The sequence below is a fragment of the Streptomyces sp. NPDC110618 genome (genome assembly GCF_055657065.1).
The window spans coordinates 450,696-465,414 of sequence record NZ_JBVKBN010000002.1 but is presented as its reverse complement, the minus strand read 5'-3'; the positions used below and the strand labels follow the sequence as shown (position 1 = coordinate 465,414).

The following is a 14,719-nucleotide window of genomic DNA, read 5'->3' as shown; positions in this document are numbered from 1 at the left end:
GCCTGGGGCCGTAGCCGGAGCTCATGAGGGAGGCTGCGTTGTGTTCGAGGAGTTCAAGTGGCCTGACCTTCTCATTGTGGTTGCGGTCGTCACGTTGGTCTGGGTCGTATCAGCGTCTGACAGTCCGGTCCTGTGGGTAGCTGCCGCCCTCGTCGTCCTCGCCATCGTCATACGCGTCGCAGCCGCCGGGATTGAGGTTAACGTTCGGCTTGAGCGGTCTCCGGCCGGTGGCGGGCACGGGCCTGCAGGAGACGCTGAACCCACGCCTCCTCCTCGGCCTCCTCGGCGACCGCGCCTTGAGGTTTGGTCGTGGGTCTCGGCCATTGTCGGCATGGCGTTGGCCATCGTCGAATTCATCCTCGGCAGGTAGAGCCGCGTGGGTGGCCTTTGCTGCCCGGGGGTACGGTGCCCTGTGTGCCGTCTCTGGAATATGGGGGGACCATGGGGGCGTACCCACTAACTTGGGGCAACCATGAAGTCTGGGAGGAGGCGTGAGCGCATGGCTATGAGGCGCAGGCATTCGGCGGGAGGCTTGGACATGGCCACAGGTCGCGCCACGCTAGAGGTGAGACTGTTCTCCCCACGCTCGATACTGGATCTGCGGTCCTTCACTCAGGTGCTGACTCAGCTACGCCTGACGCTGGAAGAGATCGACCGTAATGCCACGCCAGTGCGGACGCCTCGTGTGCAGTGGGGTATCCAGCATATGGAGATGGACGTCAAGTCTGGGAGAGTCCTCCTGGTGCCCGAGGAGGTCCCCAAAGCCCGGGCGTGGTCCACTCTGGCTTTGCCGGCTGACGGCCTCGTCGGCGGCGTGCGCTCGCTGTCCGCGGTTGCAGAGATCCCGCCATTCTTCAGCGAGGAGACCGTGGGCCGGGTTCAAGCCATCGGCAAGCACATCAGCGGCGGGGCCTTCGAGGCGATCCGTGTGTCCAGCTCACACGAGGGTGACAGCGCGGAAGTTGGGCGGGAAACGGTAGAGAACGCAGCCAGAGCAGTCGAACCGATCCGACGCTCGTACTCCAGCGTGTCAGGCACGTTGGACGTTCTGGACTACAACCGTGGCGGACGACGGGCGCGCGCGGAAGTACGAGTGCCTGGTTCTAAGCACGCAGTAAGGATCTTCGCGGATCATGGCCAGGCAGCCGATCTACGTGAGGCGTGGGGCCAGCGCGTTCGCGTAGGGGGTCTGTTGAAACGGAACATCGCCGGTCAGCCGGTGTCGCTGGAGCTTGAGGAACTTGAAGTCTTGGGTGAACCATATGAGCCAGTAAGCCCCTGGCGCTTGCTTGGCATTGATCCCGACTTCACTGACGGGCTTAGCACCTCCGACTACCTGGAGCGTGTGAGGCGTGGCTAAGCCGTTGGTCTACGTGGACACCGCCCTGTTCCTCAACGTCATCCAGAAGGAGATCGACCCAAAGACCGGGACACCGTTGTGGGCCGACTCGCTGAAAGTCCTCCTTGCCGCGTACCGGGGGGACATCCGCCTGGTGGCTTCAACACTGCTCCTTGTGGAGTTGAACGGTGAGAAGCGCGATGCCACTCCCGAGTTCCGTGCCGATCGTGACCAGGTCATTTACCAGTTCCTGGACTCGAAGGACGTGGAGTGGGTTGAAGTGGACCACCTCACGGCTCGCGACGCACGGCAGCTAGCGGAGCAATACCAGCTGCGAGGCGCAGACGCAGCCCACTTGGCGACAGCCGTGCGTCGGAACGCCGACTACTTCATGTCCCGGGACAGGGGCTTCCCGTACGGGAGAACAGTTGGCCGGGTCACAAAGGTGGTCCAACCGTGTGTTCTGTGGACGCCGACATTTGATGACCAGAAGATCGACGAGGAGGCAGGCGTCACCCTGTGAGCTCGTCTGCTGGGCGAGCGATGGCAGGGTGGATACGGGCAGCGAGGGCGAGTTCCTCCTGTGTGTACATGGACTCGCAGGTGGTGCAGTCGATGTACAGCTGATGGTCGGTCTCGACCAGGGCCAGGTCCTCGCAGCGCGGGCACGGCTGCGGGACGGGCCGCCGCTGTGGGCGGACCCGGGTGACGGCGCGGATGGTCCGCATCATCTGGTGCAGCTCGTCGCGCAGGTCACCCGCCCACGGCTGCCGGGTAGCCCAGCCGAGCACGGCGGGGCGGGCGAGCCACTCGGCGAGAGGGCCCGGCGTGAGAGCGGCGGGAGGGTTCCAGCGGCGCTCGTCGCACACGGTCTTCACCCAGGGGATGAGCACTCCCGCGATGGGGATGGCGCCGTGCTGGTCAGCGTGCACCTGACCGTACGGGTCGCGGACGGCGTCGCTCCACGCGGCCGGGCCGAGGAGGTTGAGGACGTCGACGCGGCCGGGTAGCGGCGCGGTGCGGTACGCCGCTCGCCCGCCCGCCGAGGCGCCGGTGGTCTCCTTCTGGCAAGAGCCCTCAAGAACGATGAGCTGACGGGGCAGCTCGGCCTGCAGCCAGACGCCGATGAGACGGACGCAGGGGGTGCAGATGGTCTGCCCGTCTGCGAGCTCGGTGTCCCGGAGGCTGCGGTGACAAGTGGCCGCAGCGCACGAACTGGTGCTGGCGCTGGTGGTGGTGTCGATGGTGGCCATCGTGCCTCCTGTGGTGCGAGGGGTACGGTGAACTCACCTGGGGGCGTGCGCTGGTGGTCTGGGGAGACAGAGCGCGCGCCCCTGCGCCTTGCTCAGCGGCCGCCGTGCCGACGCCCGCGGCGGACGATCACCGCTTCTTCCTCGGAGGCGGGCCGTACGGGGACTGCCAGGCCGGGCGGTCCCGGCGGCGGCCGCGCATATCGTTCGCGGCGTGGCCAGCGGCGCGCAGTGATTCGTCGAACTGCCGCAGGGCGGCGGCCGCGGCCGCCGCGACGGGCCGCAGTGCCCGAGCGAGCGCAGCGAAGATCTGGCCGATGCGCTGGATCGCCGCAGTCGCCTCTGCTTGCGCCGCGGCGGCGACGAGCGGCTGGTGCTCGGTGGGCTGGCCCGTCTCCACGGCGCGGACCGCGGCAGTCGCGGTGTCCGGGGTGAGACCGTGCTCGTCGACCAGACGGTGTACCACCGCCTCCCGGGCGGCGGCGGGCCCGGTGATCCGTACGGCTGGGACGGGCGGCAGCGGTTCAGCGTCCGGCTCGGGGCGGCAGCGCATCGCGTCGGGGCTGACCGAGTGGTCGGCGAGGGCGTGGTTGATCTGGTCGAGGATGCGATCGGTGCTGTGCATGGTCACTCTCCCTGCGTCGTGGGGGCGGGGTACTGGGTGCAGGCGCCGCACACGCCGCCGATGACGGGCGCGCCCGGGTGCTGGGCGCAGGGCTCGTCCACCCCCTGCGGGCTGCTGGCCTGCGGGGCGTCGGCGGGGCGGACGACGGCGGGCGCGGTGGCTGCGGAGTCGTCCACCGGGTGCGGGTAGGCGGCCTCGCAGCGGTCGGTGTAGGTGTGGCCCTCGGCGCAGGCCGGCCCGCACTGGTGGAACAGAGCGCGGGTGTGCTGCCGGATGCCGGCGTACTTGTCCTCGGTGGTGTGGCCGTCCCACTGCGCGGCGGGGTGGTCTGGGTCCACGTGCGGGACGCAGGCGAAGAGGCCAGCGTCGCCGGGGCTGATGTGCCAGGAGGCTTGGCGGCCGCCGATGGTGAGGTAGACGATCTGCCAGCCCGGCTCCTCCACGTCCGTGGCCGAGGCGATGACGGCGCCCTCGGTCATCGCCGCCAGGAGCGCGACCAGATGCGCGCGCTCGCGGTACGCGCCGTCCCGTTCCGCCTCGACACGGCGGAGGTTCTCAAGGCGGGCACGGGCTGCGGTGGCGAGCGTATGCACGCCGCGGGCGCCGAGCTCCCCTGCGACGCCGCAGTCACGCAGGACCGCGTCGACCTTGGTGAGCTCGTCGGCAAGGTCCAGCCGGGCCCGAGAGCCGACGAGCCGGGCCAGGTCCCGCCCGAGGCTGTCGACCAGGGAGGGATGCACGATCAGGCGCAGCGTCGTCTGCTGCAGGGGGTCGCCTTCTTCGTATCCGGTCAGGTCGATCAGGTACGGCGGCTGGTCCGGCGTGACGGGGTGCGCCTCAGCAATGGTGGCGCCGTAGGCGATGGGGAAGAAGAGGCTGGCGGGTTCCGGGCCGAGGTCCAGGGCGGACCGGGTGTCGGCGTACAGGTCCTGCAGGGCGCGCTCGTGGGCGCGGGCGTGTTCAGCGCGGGTCCGCTGGGCCACTCGCGAGCACAGGGCAGTCCACCACTCCTCCAGCGTGTCGTGGCCCTGGGGGGAGTACAGCTCTTCTGTGGGCTGGCCGAGGGCGTTGTGCAGGTCCGTGGCCAGGCGGTGCAGCTGCTCGTGCAGTTCCTCGGCGCGGCTGGGCTCCGGCTGGCCGGCGGCTGGTGGCTGCGGCGGTAGCTGGCCCGCGAGGTACGCGTTGCCGACAGCGGCCGCGAGGCGGGTGTTCACCGCGGCGAGGGCTTGCTCGGCGGTGCCGCCGTCCAGGATCTCCACGCTGGAGGCGAGGCCGGTGAGCATGCCGGAAATGAACAGGCCCGCGGGCTGAGCCAGTTGCTCCGGCTGCTGCTCCTTCAGCGTTTCGATGACGGCCTTGATGTGTGTGCGGGTGCGGTCGGTCACGTGTTTCCCCTCGGGGTGGAGGTCCGCCAGGCGGCGGGGTCGGTCTTGCGGTCGCGAGTGGGCAGGACGATCGGGTTGCCGTACGGGCCGTAGCCGAGGACCCGGCCGGGCGCGAGACAGGGGTTGCCGTTGGAGAGGCCGCCGCAGTCGGCGCAGGGGTCGCCCTCGTGGCGGCCGTGCTGGCAGCGGTCGAGGTCGGCGAGGATCCCCACCAGGCGGAGCGCCCACCGCTCCCGCGCCTGCACCGGGGTGTCGTACGGCTGCCCTGCGGCGCCGACGTGATGGGACAGCGCGGTGCCGAGCTCGCGGATCCGGTCGTCCCACCGGCGGGAGACCGAGGTGCCGATCCGGGGTGCGCCGTCCGCGAGCCACGTCCGGTACAGGCTGACGACGCGCTGCACGATGGCGGCCTGCTCGGCCAGGAACATTGCCTTGCCCTCGCGGACGACATCGGAGAGGAGCTGCTGCTCCTGGTCGCTGAGTTCGCCGCTGCCGCGGACCCGGACGGTGTCACCGTCGATCTCCACGGCGCGGCAGGTGTCGACAGGCTCGGCCGCCGGGTCGGGGAGGTCCTCAGCCACTGCTCACCGCCTGGTCGGTGGCGGCTGCCTGGCGTGCGGTGTCGCGGATGCCGGCGACGAGTTCCTCGACCTGGTCGAGGGGGACGCGGATGGGCGCGGTGGTGTCGATGTAGATGGCGGGGGTGCCGTCGCCGAGTGCGTCGGCCTCGATGTCCAGGCGCTCGTGGTCGGGGTCGGTGTAGTGGAACGTCATGCGCTGTCCTTGTGCTGTTCGTCCAGTGAGTTGAGGAACCGTTCGAGGGAGTGCTCGCCGGTGCAGTTGCGGTCGTGGGCCTGGCCGTGGGAGGCGTGGCCGAGGAGACAGCAGGGGTCCAGTGGCGGCGGGTTCTCGCCGAGCGCTTTCCTGCGCGCCCAGTCGCATTCGAGCTGCGCGCGCCGGAGTCGGCGGTGCTCGCGGAGCGCGGCTTCGGTGAGGACCAGGACGCCGAAGCCGAAGAACGCCGCGGGGAGGAACAGCCGCTGGAATGCGGCGATGAAGGCGGCGATGGTGAGGAGTACGGCACCGGCGGCGGCGCCGTACTGGTAGGCCCGGTAGCTGGTCACGGCTGCTGCCTCCCGTCCTGCTGCCGCGCCTCGGCGGCGTGGCGGCGCTGCCACTCGGGGAACTCGAAAGCCGCATCGAGGAGCTCAGCCACAGCAGCGCACTCCTCCTCCGCGGTGAAGTGCTCGGCATGCAGGCTCAGCAACTGGGCCGCACGGTCCACGCCGGCGCGGTGCTCAGGCAGGCCGGTGGCCGCGTCGGTGCGGAGGCTCGCGGCGAGGACGTCGGCGTGGTGGGCCAGGAGCGAGGCGAGTTGCTCACGGGTGAGGGTGAGCACGCCCGCGGGCTGCTCGTCGGCCCACACGATCCGCGTCGCGCCTCCGTGGCCGTGCACCGCCTCAGCGTCCGCCAGACGGTCCCAGTGGACGGTGGACGGCCGCTCGCCTATCCAGCGCAGCGACGCGGTCCCGTCGGGCCACAGAACGCCGTTCGCGACACGGCCGGTACCAGAGACTCCGGAGACGTCGTGGTCGCGCTGGAGGTGGAACAGACGTGGATGGTCGGGCATGGACGTCTCCTTTGCTCGGCGGGTGGCGAGGTACTGGCGGAAGTCGGCGATGGCCTGCCGGTCCTGGTCGGTGAGTTGGGCACGCGGGTCGTTGCCGCAGCGGGGCGGTGGCATGCGGTCACTCCTGCTGGTCGCGGCGGAGCAGGTACAGGACGCCGCCGGTCGCGGCCAGGAAGATCAGGGGGCAGGCGACGCCCACGGCGGTGGCGATCACGCGGCCCTCCGGAACCGGTCACGGGTGCGGCGGTCTATGTAGGGACGGCGGCCGCGCGCCCACGCGGGCCGGTACTGGCGGCGCCGCGCTCGGGCCCGCCACCAGCCTCGGAGCGGGAACGGCTGTCCGGCGTGCCCGCACAGGCCGGCGGCCAGAGCCACGACCGTGAGCACGTAGATGAGCACGGCCGTCATGACACGGCCGCCCGAGAGGCAAAGGTCACTGGTCGTCCTGTTCGTCGAGGGGGAGTTGCCCGTCGGCTGCGGGCACGGGCTGGCTGAGGACGGCGCGGATACGGTCCGGGCTGCGGCGGATCGCGGTCCGTTGGGCTGGGGTGAGCGTGCGCCAGCAGCCGGACCCGACCCGCCGTTCCCGTGAGGCGCGGGAGCGGACGGGCCTGTGGCACAGCACGCACTCGGCGGGCTCGCTCACCGGGCGCTGCCATCGGTCTGGCCGGTGGCAGCGCGCCAGGCGTCGACCACCGCGCGGGGCACACGTCCCGAGGCCGGGCAGTCCACACCGTTGGTGCGCGCCCACGCCCTCACCTCAGCCGCCGGATAGGCCGGGGCCTTCTTGGGTTTGGCCGGGGCGAGTTCTGCCTCCCGGGCCTGCAGGGCGGCGAGCTCCTCCTCAAGCGCGCTCTTGCGTTTGGTGAGGGCGGCGAGTTCAGCGTCGGCCGCGTGCCGCGTGCGCAGCCCGGTCAGGGCGGCGCGGGCCCGGGCTGCCTGGTCCTGGATATCGGTATCGGTGTGCGCGTCGCCCCAGGCGAGGAGGTCCTCGACGGGCAGGGCGGCAGCGATGGCCTGGGCGGTCTCGGTTTCGAGCATCTCAGCGTGTCCTTCTGCAGGTTGGGCAGGTGTGCTGGTCTGGTGGGGCGAGGTGCCGCGGAGGATGCTGTCGGCCAGGTGCAGGCCGGCAAGGCAGCCGGGCTCTTCGCAGGTGATGTGCACACGGCCTTTCGGGGGGCGGCCGTGGTGGAGCTCGAAGGCGACGCGGCGGGCGTTGAGCTGGCGGCCGTCGGCGTGGAGTTGCTGCATGCGCCCGGCCATGGGTCCGGTCCACCTGATGTGCCCGTCGCCGTATGGCTCGGTGTGCTCGGCGAGCGCCTTAGCCCTGGTGCGTGCTGGGGCGCCGTTGCGGGCCCCGGGGGCGGGCAGGCCGGCCGCGTCCCGGATCTTGACGATCGTCGGGTAGCTGATGCCGACCTGCTCTGTTACCTGGGCGGTGGTGGCGCCCGCGCGGAGCAGCTCGATGGTTGCCGTCTCGATCGCGGGCCGGGCCTCGGCGGGGATACGCCCGCCCGGCCCCCGTTCCATAGCCACGGGCATGGCGTCCCGCAGCATCCGAAGGCGCTCGCGCCGGCCCACTCCGCCCCACACCCCGTGCGTGTCCGGACCGTGGGCGAGCGCGTCCTGCAGGCACTCGGCGCGCACCGGACACCCGCCGCAGACTGCCTGCGCGCGACCGGAGTTGGAGCTGAAGAAGGCCTCGGTGTCCATGCCGGAGCAGGCCGCGCGCTCCCACCAGAACGACCCCGGCGAGCTCGCGGCCTTCACGCCGGGCTGGGCCTGCGCGGTCACCGCTGCCCCCACAGCGGTGGCTGGACGGTCGGCCGGCGCCGCGCGGGCCTGGAGCGGGTCGGCTGGGCCGGGCTCTGCTGGCGGCTGCCGGTGCAGGAGTCCCGGTGCGCGGTGGCCTTCCACTCCAGCAGTTCGGGGTTGGGGCGGTCGGCGTCGAGCTCACGCACGAGCAGGCCGCCGTGCCCAGGGGTCCACGCGGCGAACATCCCTGCCGGGGACGGGAGGGCGTTCAGAGCGATGCGGCGGCCCTTGATGGAGCCGTTGGTGCCGGTGGCCCAGCGGATACGGGCGCCGCATCGCGTGCAGGCGGTCACCCCCTGCGTGGGGTGCGGGGTGGCGGGCATCAGAGGCCGTCCTCTCCGCTCTCGGAGATGCAGGCGTCGAAGAGACCAGGCTGGCCCTCGTTCTCAAGCGGACGGTTCGACCACAGGACCTCGGTTCGCGCCCGCTCGCTGCCGTTGCCGGTCGTGGCTTGCTGCTCGTAGCGGTGCCACTCGGCGTAGAGCTCGTCGTAGAGCGGGCTGTGATAGCCAGACAGCACGACTGCGGCGCGGCAGTCTGCAAGGGCCTCCGCCAGCTCCTGGTGGTCCGCCTCGCTACGCATCTCCACGCCGTAGCGGTCGCGATGGCTGCGCGTCGTACCGAGGTAGGGAGGGTCGACGTACAGCAAGACGTCTGATGCTGCGCCGTACTTGCCGATCATCGTCAGGGCAGGAAGGCACTCCAGGCTCACCGCGGCGATACGGTCTGCGGCCGGCAGCAGACGGGTCCGGTAGGCGTCCAGGTGGTCGGGCATGCTGAAGCTGGACTGCGAGGTGGTGGTGTAGTGCCGCCATCCGCTGCGCCGCATCATGGCGCCGCGCCCCTGGGTGAGGCGCACCCACACCCGGCGGGCCCGTTCAACGTCATCCGAGGTCGCGTCCCACGCACCTGCCAGTTCGGCCCGGGAGTGGGGCGTCAGCTCGCAGGCACGGACCAGGTCCTCGGGCTGGTCCCGCAGGACGCGCCAGAAGTTGACGAGGTCACCGTCCAAGTCGTTGACGGTCTCCATGGCGGACGGCCACTTCGCCATCAGGACTGACAGCCCGCCGGCGAACGGCTCGACGTAGTGCTGGTGGGCGGGCAGCAGGCTGGCGATCCACGGTGCCAGGGACTGCTTGCCTCCGAAGTACGGCATGGGCGGCTTCATTTGGTTTCCTCTCCGCGCTGCTCGGCGGCGGTCACACGGGCGGTGTGGGGCGCGCGCTGGCGGCCGCGGCCGGTGGTGCAGGGCTCTCCTTCGCCTGCGGTGCACCCCGGTTGTGGGCAGGCGACCTGCAGCGCACCGGTCGGGGCGTCCCGTCCGACGGCGGACCGGAAGGACGCGGGCATGTAGTCGTCGCGCATCGGTGTCTCCTCGATGGCGGGCAGAGGCGCGGGGTTGGGGTCGGGCAGGCGGCCGTACGCGGCGCGCAGGACGGGACCGGCGGCGAGCACGCCGTAGCGGTGCAGTGCGGCGGCCGGGCCGTGCTCGGCGGCGACCGCCAGGACCTCGTCCGCGCCGACCGCCGTGCGTTCCCGGTACGTCGCCTTGGGCAGCGGGACGGGCTGGGGTGCGGGCTGGTTGTCGAGGGCGTGGGCCTGCTGCCACTGGGCGCGGGTGACCTGCCGGTTGAGGGCGCAGGTCTCGCAGCGCTCGCCGCTGGGCCAGGTGCGGCCGTCCTCGCACAGCGGCTGGCCGCAGCCCTTGGGGACGATCGCCACGGTGAGCAGCCAGGCACCGACGTCGCGGATGGTGCGGGCGTCGCGGTAGCGGGCGGCGATCCGGGCGGCCATTCGCTCCGGGGTCATCAGGTTCACGGCGGCGGCGTCGAGCTGCTGGCCGATCGCGCGGGCGACCCGCCGCAGCATGAACCGGTTGACGCCGTCGAGGAGATGACGGACCGGGGCCAGGCTGTCGTGGATGCGCTGGGTCCAGCACAGCTCCGGCCCGCTGTACGTCTTGCTGCCGGTGGTGGGCTGAGGGCGGTTCCCGCGCGGAGCGCGAGACGTGCCCGGCCGGAACGTGTCCGGTACTGCGGGGCCGGGGTTTTCCACAGGGGCCGCGTGCCACTTACGGTCACCTCGCCTACGGCGGGAAACCCCCACAGGGTTCGTCTCGTCACGTCGGTCAGTCCCGTGGTCTTCCTCAGACGCGAGGGATCCGTCACCAAGATCCGGACCCGATCCGTCATGGATGACCGGTGACGGCCCGTCCCACAGCGGGAGTTGCTCGGGCGCCTGGTCCTCGGGGGCCACAGCCTCCGGCGCGGTAGGCACGGTGCGCAGGGGGTGGCGGCGGGTCTCGTAGGCGTGGCGGCCGCGCGCACCCTCACGACGGCGCACTGCCAGCCAGCCCGTGGCCTCAAGCTCGTCGACCAGGCGGCGCACCTGGCGCTCGCCGAGGGATTCTCCAGCGCGCTTGCCGGTGTGGTGGTAGAGCATCTCGCCGAGCTCGGCCACTGTCGCCGGGATGCGGCGGGCGGTGGCGTAGGCGAGCAGCGCGTACAGGCGCAGCAGCCGGGGCGTGAGAGTCTCTGCCGCGCGGACCGGGATCCGCACCCACAACTCGCCCTGGTCGAGCGGGCGGACGCTGCGCTCGGCGGAGCGTCCGCGGCCGTCGCGGTAGGCGCGGCGGCGGGACGGCACCTCAACGATGCCTTCCACGGGGTCGGGGTGGGTGAGGATCTTCAGGGCCCGCTCGACCGCGGACTTGGAGATACCCAGGTATGCGGCGATGGTCTCGACGCGGGCCTCGCACATCCGGCCCTGGCAGAGTGCTGCGATCTTGACGTAGACGCTCAGGGCCACATCGGCGTACTGAGCGCCTACGACCAGGCGCAGGGGAACCTTGACCGTCAGGCCGGCGCCGCGCGGGCGCGCACCCACGGCCGCGCGGGGCGGCTGGGTGTGCGGTGCAGCCGGGGAGGCTGCGAGCGCGGCGGCGGACATGACGGTTTCCTTCAGGCGAGGGCGGTCAGGAGGCGGTGTCGACGTCGGGGCGGCAGGTGTGCTCGCTGCCGTTGGTGCGGAAGCCGGCCTCGCAGCAGGCGTCCTCAAGGGCCCTGCGTTCGGCCATACCGGCGGCGAACGTCTCCCGGCCTGCGTCGCGCGCCCGGAGCATCTGCTGCAGGAACTCGTCGGCGGCGTCGCTGCCGAGGCCGACATCGATGGCGGCGAGGACGGCTCCGAACAGCGCGGGCGCCGTACATGTCGGCAGGAGAACGCCGATGTCGTCGGTCTTTCCGTCGTGCTTGCTGAACAGGTGAAGGCTGATGGTGGGGGTGCCGTGCGCGCAGGGATGGGTGAAGTTGAGACCGGCGCCGCTGTTGGTGACGGCGAAGATCCGGCTGGGCGTGGTGCGCCTGAATTCCACGAGGCTCTCCGATCAGCGGGTGATGCATGAGGGGTAGGCGGAACCGCGGCGGCAGCTGTCGTAGACCGCGGAGGGGACCTCGAACTCGTGCTCCTCGCCCTCTCGGTCGCGGGTGGTGAGCTCGTACTCCCAGTGGCAGGCGCGGCGGGTCTTCTTGCCGGAGCCGCTTGCGGTGCACTCGTAGTCGCGTTCCTTGGACACGACCCGCCCGCTCGGGCCCTGCTCGTAGCTGTCGGAGCAGCCAGTCAGCAGCAGGGCCATTGCGGTCAGCGCGGCGCCGAGCATGGCGAGGGCGCGCCTCACGCGAGGACTCCGGCGCTGCGGGCGGCGTGCAGCCAGGTGGAGAACTCGCCGGTGATGCCGTCGTACAGATCGGCGTCGGGGATGCTCTTCGGGCTGACACCGGCGTGGAAGTACGAGGCGTTGTCGACGAGACGCCCGGCGAGTGTGTCGATGCGCTTGAGGAAGTCGACCTCGCGCGAGCCGAACCCGATGAAGCTCCAGAAGATCGGCAGCTTGGACGCCATGGCGAGGCGGACCTGGGTGTCTGCCTTGTCCTGCGGGGCGCCGTCGGTCTGGAAGATCACCAGCGCCGGGTCGCTGCTGCCGGAGGACCGGTAGTGCTCGATCACGCGGTGCATGGCGATCGTGTAATGGGTGCCGCCCATGGTGCGTGCGCCGCCGTGCAGCTGGTGCTGCTCGGCGACCACGCCCTCGTAGTCGGAGAGGTGGACTCCGACCGTCGGGTACGGGCGGGAGTCGAACATGATCAGGGGCACGATGCCGTCGTCGTCGAGGTTGACTGACAGACCGAGGGCCTGTTCGGCGAGGTGCTGCACGCTGCCGTCTCGGTAGTAGCCGCTCATCGACAGCGAGCGGTCGATGACGAGGTAGACGGCCGCGCGCTGCCCGGCCAGGCCGTGCTTGGTGAGGCTGACGCTGGCGGTCTTGGCGAGGCTGATCAGGCCGGGGGCCTGCTGCTGGACCTTTTCCAACGGGATCACGGTGGTCTCCAGACGCGATACGGGTTGCGGTGTGGGATGCCGGGCGGGCGCGAATGGCCGGCGCCCGCCCGGCAGGTCGGTCAGCGCCGAGGCTTCTTGCGGCGCTTGGGTCGCCGGGCGCGGGCTTCTTCGAGGGCCCAGGCGGGGATCGCCAGGTCGTACAGGCGTCGGCCGGTCCGCCCGTCGTCGGCGGTAGAGGGGCGGCGGTAGGTGAGCCAGCCGCGGGTGGCGAGGACCTGCAGGGCGACATTGACCTGAGCGGGGGCGAGCCCGGTGGCCGCGGCGAGCTGCTCGACGGTGGGCTGGTAGCCGGTACCGATGCGCCCGGTGCGGTGTTCCGCCCGCCAGAGCAGGTCGTGGGCGACCAGGCGGGCGTGAGGGAGCAGTCCGCTGATGATGAGTGCCTGGCGGAAGGACTGCCGGAAGGTCTCGTCCTCGCGGAGCTTGCCGGGGGCGATGGTCTCGGCCGGGCTGAGTGCCCGCCGCGCGGGAGCCGACGCGGCGGGGGTCGAGGGCTTGGACCGGGCGGCGAGGTCAGCCGGAGTCGGGATGGTCATGACGGGTCCTGTTCGTGCTCGGTGCCGGTGCGGCCGTCGGGCTTGGGGGCGGTGACGGGTGAGGGCTGGCGGTGGATGGGCCAGCCCTCACCCGGCGGAGGCTCTGGCCGGCCTGCGAGGGCGTTCGGGGTGTGAAGGTCGCATCGCCAGCCGCAGGGGTAGGGGTGGGTTCCAGGTGCGTGTTCGTCGGCCTGGACTCCGCAGAGCCCCGTGGTGCCCGGGCTGCGGTCGCCGCGGCTCACTCCGGCCTGTCCGGCTCGCTCGTGGACGCCGGGGACTGGGGATCCGGGTCGTCGATGCGGGCGAAGATCCGGAGGTGTGAACGGTCGGGGCCGTTCGCGCTGAAGTCGAGGGCGGTGCCGCCGCGACGCTCCCTGTAGAAGGGATGGTCGCGACCTTCGTAGCGGTACTCCTCGAAGCTGACCTCAGTGAGGCCGGGCACAGTCCGCCATGCGTCCACCGCTTCGCGGGCCTGGCCCAACGTCAGCGCGTCGAGGCTTGCTTCGGCGTAGCCGCCGCCGTTGCGCGGCCCGTGGGTGATCTTCTTGAAGGACCACGGCATGGGCGGCAGATGGCGGTTGGCGACTGTGACGGTGTCCAGGAAACGCAGCGCGCTGTTGTCCGCGTAGGCGGTCTCGGTCAGCTGGCCGGCCTTGTGCGCCAGCCACCCGTGCGCGGCCCCGGGCTTCGACGCGTACTGCTGGGCACTCTTCCAGCCGCAGGAGCACTCGGCGTCGTAGCCTCCCGGGTCGGTGTACCAGCCTCGCTTGACCGGGGCGTGCGAGTGCACGTTCTTGCTGTGGCCCGCGAGCCGGCCGAAGGCGGTCACCTTGCGGCGGACGCGGATCAGGGCGGTGCCGATGAGGCGGCGGCGGATCAGCGGCTCGGGTGACCCGTTCCACCGGAGGCGGTGTGCGGGGATGTAGTGGCCGGGCGGGTCACCAGCGAGATCCCACCACTGTTGGCGCTCGACGATCTCCCGAACGTGGACCAGGCCGTGGGCGCTGTCGACGACGTCACCGAGGCGGACCTCGTTCGCCCGGGCGAGGAAGGTGACAGCGGGTGCCTGGAAGATCTTCTCAAGGTCCGGCACGGTCGGCGCTTCGGGACTGGGCTCGGTCATGACGCTCCGTTCAGGCGGGCAGGGACGGGGAGTTCGGTGCAGGTGTGGCGCTCCCACGGGACGGCGAGCGCGTCGAGGCGCTTGTCCGGGGTGATGCGGCCCAGGCGTCGGCCGCACTGGCAGGAGCCGTAGAGTTCGCAGTCGCCGTACTCGACGATCAGGGCGTGGCCGCCGGCGAGGGTCTCCGTGAACTCGTCGTTCTGCTCGGTGGCGTGGGGCTCGCGGAAGGCGCGGCCGAGCAGCTCGGCGGCGGCCGGGGCGTTGTAGCCCGCCTCCTGCAGGACGGCGAGGATCTCGGCGCGAGCAGTGGACCCGCCCGACCGCAGCAGGCTGCTGCGGCGGGTGCCCTTCTCCTTGCGCTCCGCCTCGGTCAGGGCGGTGTCGAGAGCCTCGGTGAGCTGGGGCACCGTCAGCGTCCACTCGACGTCCGTGCTCCCCGGGCCGAGTCCTTGGACCAGGCGCTCGCGCAGCTCGTGCCCGAGCACAGGGCGTTGCGGGCGAGGGCGGCGGAGGACGCTGGCGATGACGTCCGTACGGCTCGTCATACGGCGGCACCGCCCCGGGTGGTGATGGTGGCGAGGTCGGCGCGGGCGCGGCCGATGGCGGCGCAGCGTCCGG

The 14,719-nt window shown here is 71.4% G+C and carries 21 protein-coding genes; 2 read left to right on the top strand and 19 right to left on the bottom strand.

What is annotated here, in order from left to right:
* Window positions 1–538: 538 nt before the first annotated feature.
* Both ACZ7L7_RS05175 and ACZ7L7_RS05170 read left to right on the top strand, forming a co-directional pair.
* Window positions 539–1,360 (top strand): hypothetical protein, encoded by an 822-nt coding sequence (locus tag ACZ7L7_RS05175; protein WP_472074855.1) that lies wholly within the window; start codon window positions 539–541, stop codon window positions 1,358–1,360.
* Complete coding sequence (locus tag ACZ7L7_RS05170; RefSeq protein WP_472074853.1) at window positions 1,353–1,862, top strand: type II toxin-antitoxin system VapC family toxin; 510 nt, start codon at window positions 1,353–1,355, stop codon at window positions 1,860–1,862. The genes ACZ7L7_RS05175 and ACZ7L7_RS05170 overlap by 8 nt, the downstream gene beginning before the upstream one ends.
* Here the strand turns inward: ACZ7L7_RS05170 and ACZ7L7_RS05165 are convergent.
* The 19 genes from ACZ7L7_RS05165 to ACZ7L7_RS05075 all read right to left on the bottom strand — a co-directional run bounded on the left by ACZ7L7_RS05165 (window position 1,852) and on the right by ACZ7L7_RS05075 (window position 14,646).
* On the bottom strand, window positions 1,852–2,592 hold the full coding sequence (locus ACZ7L7_RS05165; RefSeq protein WP_472074851.1) for a hypothetical protein: 741 nt from the start codon (window positions 2,590–2,592) through the stop codon (window positions 1,852–1,854). The genes ACZ7L7_RS05170 and ACZ7L7_RS05165 overlap by 11 nt on opposite strands.
* Before the next feature lie 127 nt (window positions 2,593–2,719).
* A complete protein-coding gene (locus ACZ7L7_RS05160) occupies window positions 2,720–3,214 on the bottom strand; it encodes a hypothetical protein (RefSeq protein WP_472074849.1) in 495 nt (164 codons plus the stop codon).
* A 2-nt stretch (window positions 3,215–3,216) separates the two neighbouring features.
* A complete protein-coding gene (locus tag ACZ7L7_RS05155) occupies window positions 3,217–4,599 on the bottom strand; it encodes a hypothetical protein (protein WP_472074847.1) in 1,383 nt (460 codons plus the stop codon).
* Entirely contained in the window at window positions 4,596–5,180 is a 585-nt protein-coding gene (locus ACZ7L7_RS05150) for a hypothetical protein (RefSeq protein ID WP_472074845.1), read from the bottom strand. Before ACZ7L7_RS05150 ends, ACZ7L7_RS05155 begins: the two co-directional genes overlap by 4 nt.
* Window positions 5,173–5,373 (bottom strand): hypothetical protein, encoded by a 201-nt coding sequence (locus ACZ7L7_RS05145; protein ID WP_472074843.1) that lies wholly within the window; start codon window positions 5,371–5,373, stop codon window positions 5,173–5,175. The genes ACZ7L7_RS05150 and ACZ7L7_RS05145 overlap by 8 nt, the downstream gene beginning before the upstream one ends.
* Window positions 5,370–5,723 (bottom strand): hypothetical protein, encoded by a 354-nt coding sequence (locus tag ACZ7L7_RS05140; RefSeq protein WP_472074841.1) that lies wholly within the window; start codon window positions 5,721–5,723, stop codon window positions 5,370–5,372. The genes ACZ7L7_RS05145 and ACZ7L7_RS05140 overlap by 4 nt, the downstream gene beginning before the upstream one ends.
* Window positions 5,720–6,343: a hypothetical protein gene (locus ACZ7L7_RS05135; RefSeq protein ID WP_472074839.1), complete on the bottom strand. Its 624-nt coding sequence runs from the start codon at window positions 6,341–6,343 to the stop codon at window positions 5,720–5,722. The genes ACZ7L7_RS05140 and ACZ7L7_RS05135 overlap by 4 nt, the downstream gene beginning before the upstream one ends.
* A 96-nt stretch (window positions 6,344–6,439) precedes the next feature.
* Window positions 6,440–6,637, bottom strand: coding sequence for a hypothetical protein (locus tag ACZ7L7_RS05130; protein ID WP_472074837.1), 198 nt, complete (start codon window positions 6,635–6,637; stop codon window positions 6,440–6,442).
* Between the two features lie 25 nt (window positions 6,638–6,662).
* A complete protein-coding gene (locus tag ACZ7L7_RS05125; protein ID WP_472074835.1) occupies window positions 6,663–6,875 on the bottom strand; it encodes a hypothetical protein in 213 nt (70 codons plus the stop codon).
* Complete coding sequence (locus ACZ7L7_RS05120) at window positions 6,872–8,023, bottom strand: WhiB family transcriptional regulator (RefSeq protein WP_472074833.1); 1,152 nt, start codon at window positions 8,021–8,023, stop codon at window positions 6,872–6,874. Before ACZ7L7_RS05120 ends, ACZ7L7_RS05125 begins: the two co-directional genes overlap by 4 nt.
* Window positions 8,020–8,367, bottom strand: a complete 348-nt coding sequence (locus ACZ7L7_RS05115; protein ID WP_472074831.1) for a hypothetical protein — start codon at window positions 8,365–8,367, stop codon at window positions 8,020–8,022. Before ACZ7L7_RS05115 ends, ACZ7L7_RS05120 begins: the two co-directional genes overlap by 4 nt.
* Window positions 8,367–9,200: a DNA adenine methylase gene (locus ACZ7L7_RS05110; protein ID WP_472074829.1), complete on the bottom strand. Its 834-nt coding sequence runs from the start codon at window positions 9,198–9,200 to the stop codon at window positions 8,367–8,369. The genes ACZ7L7_RS05115 and ACZ7L7_RS05110 overlap by 1 nt, the downstream gene beginning before the upstream one ends.
* Window positions 9,201–9,208: 8 nt before the next feature.
* Window positions 9,209–10,993: a zinc finger domain-containing protein gene (locus ACZ7L7_RS05105; RefSeq protein WP_472074827.1), complete on the bottom strand. Its 1,785-nt coding sequence runs from the start codon at window positions 10,991–10,993 to the stop codon at window positions 9,209–9,211.
* A 25-nt stretch (window positions 10,994–11,018) separates the two neighbouring features.
* On the bottom strand, window positions 11,019–11,417 hold the full coding sequence (locus ACZ7L7_RS05100) for a hypothetical protein (protein WP_472074825.1): 399 nt from the start codon (window positions 11,415–11,417) through the stop codon (window positions 11,019–11,021).
* Between the two features lie 12 nt (window positions 11,418–11,429).
* Entirely contained in the window at window positions 11,430–11,720 is a 291-nt protein-coding gene (locus tag ACZ7L7_RS05095) for a hypothetical protein (protein WP_472074823.1), read from the bottom strand.
* Window positions 11,717–12,421, bottom strand: a complete 705-nt coding sequence (locus ACZ7L7_RS05090; protein WP_472074821.1) for a VWA domain-containing protein — start codon at window positions 12,419–12,421, stop codon at window positions 11,717–11,719. The genes ACZ7L7_RS05095 and ACZ7L7_RS05090 overlap by 4 nt, the downstream gene beginning before the upstream one ends.
* An 80-nt stretch (window positions 12,422–12,501) precedes the next feature.
* Complete coding sequence (locus tag ACZ7L7_RS05085) at window positions 12,502–12,978, bottom strand: hypothetical protein (RefSeq protein ID WP_472074819.1); 477 nt, start codon at window positions 12,976–12,978, stop codon at window positions 12,502–12,504.
* Window positions 12,979–13,216: 238 nt separating this feature from the next.
* Window positions 13,217–14,101 (bottom strand): hypothetical protein, encoded by an 885-nt coding sequence (locus ACZ7L7_RS05080; RefSeq protein WP_472074817.1) that lies wholly within the window; start codon window positions 14,099–14,101, stop codon window positions 13,217–13,219.
* Window positions 14,098–14,646, bottom strand: a complete 549-nt coding sequence (locus ACZ7L7_RS05075) for a hypothetical protein (RefSeq protein ID WP_472074815.1) — start codon at window positions 14,644–14,646, stop codon at window positions 14,098–14,100. Before ACZ7L7_RS05075 ends, ACZ7L7_RS05080 begins: the two co-directional genes overlap by 4 nt.
* Window positions 14,647–14,719: the final 73 nt, after the last annotated feature.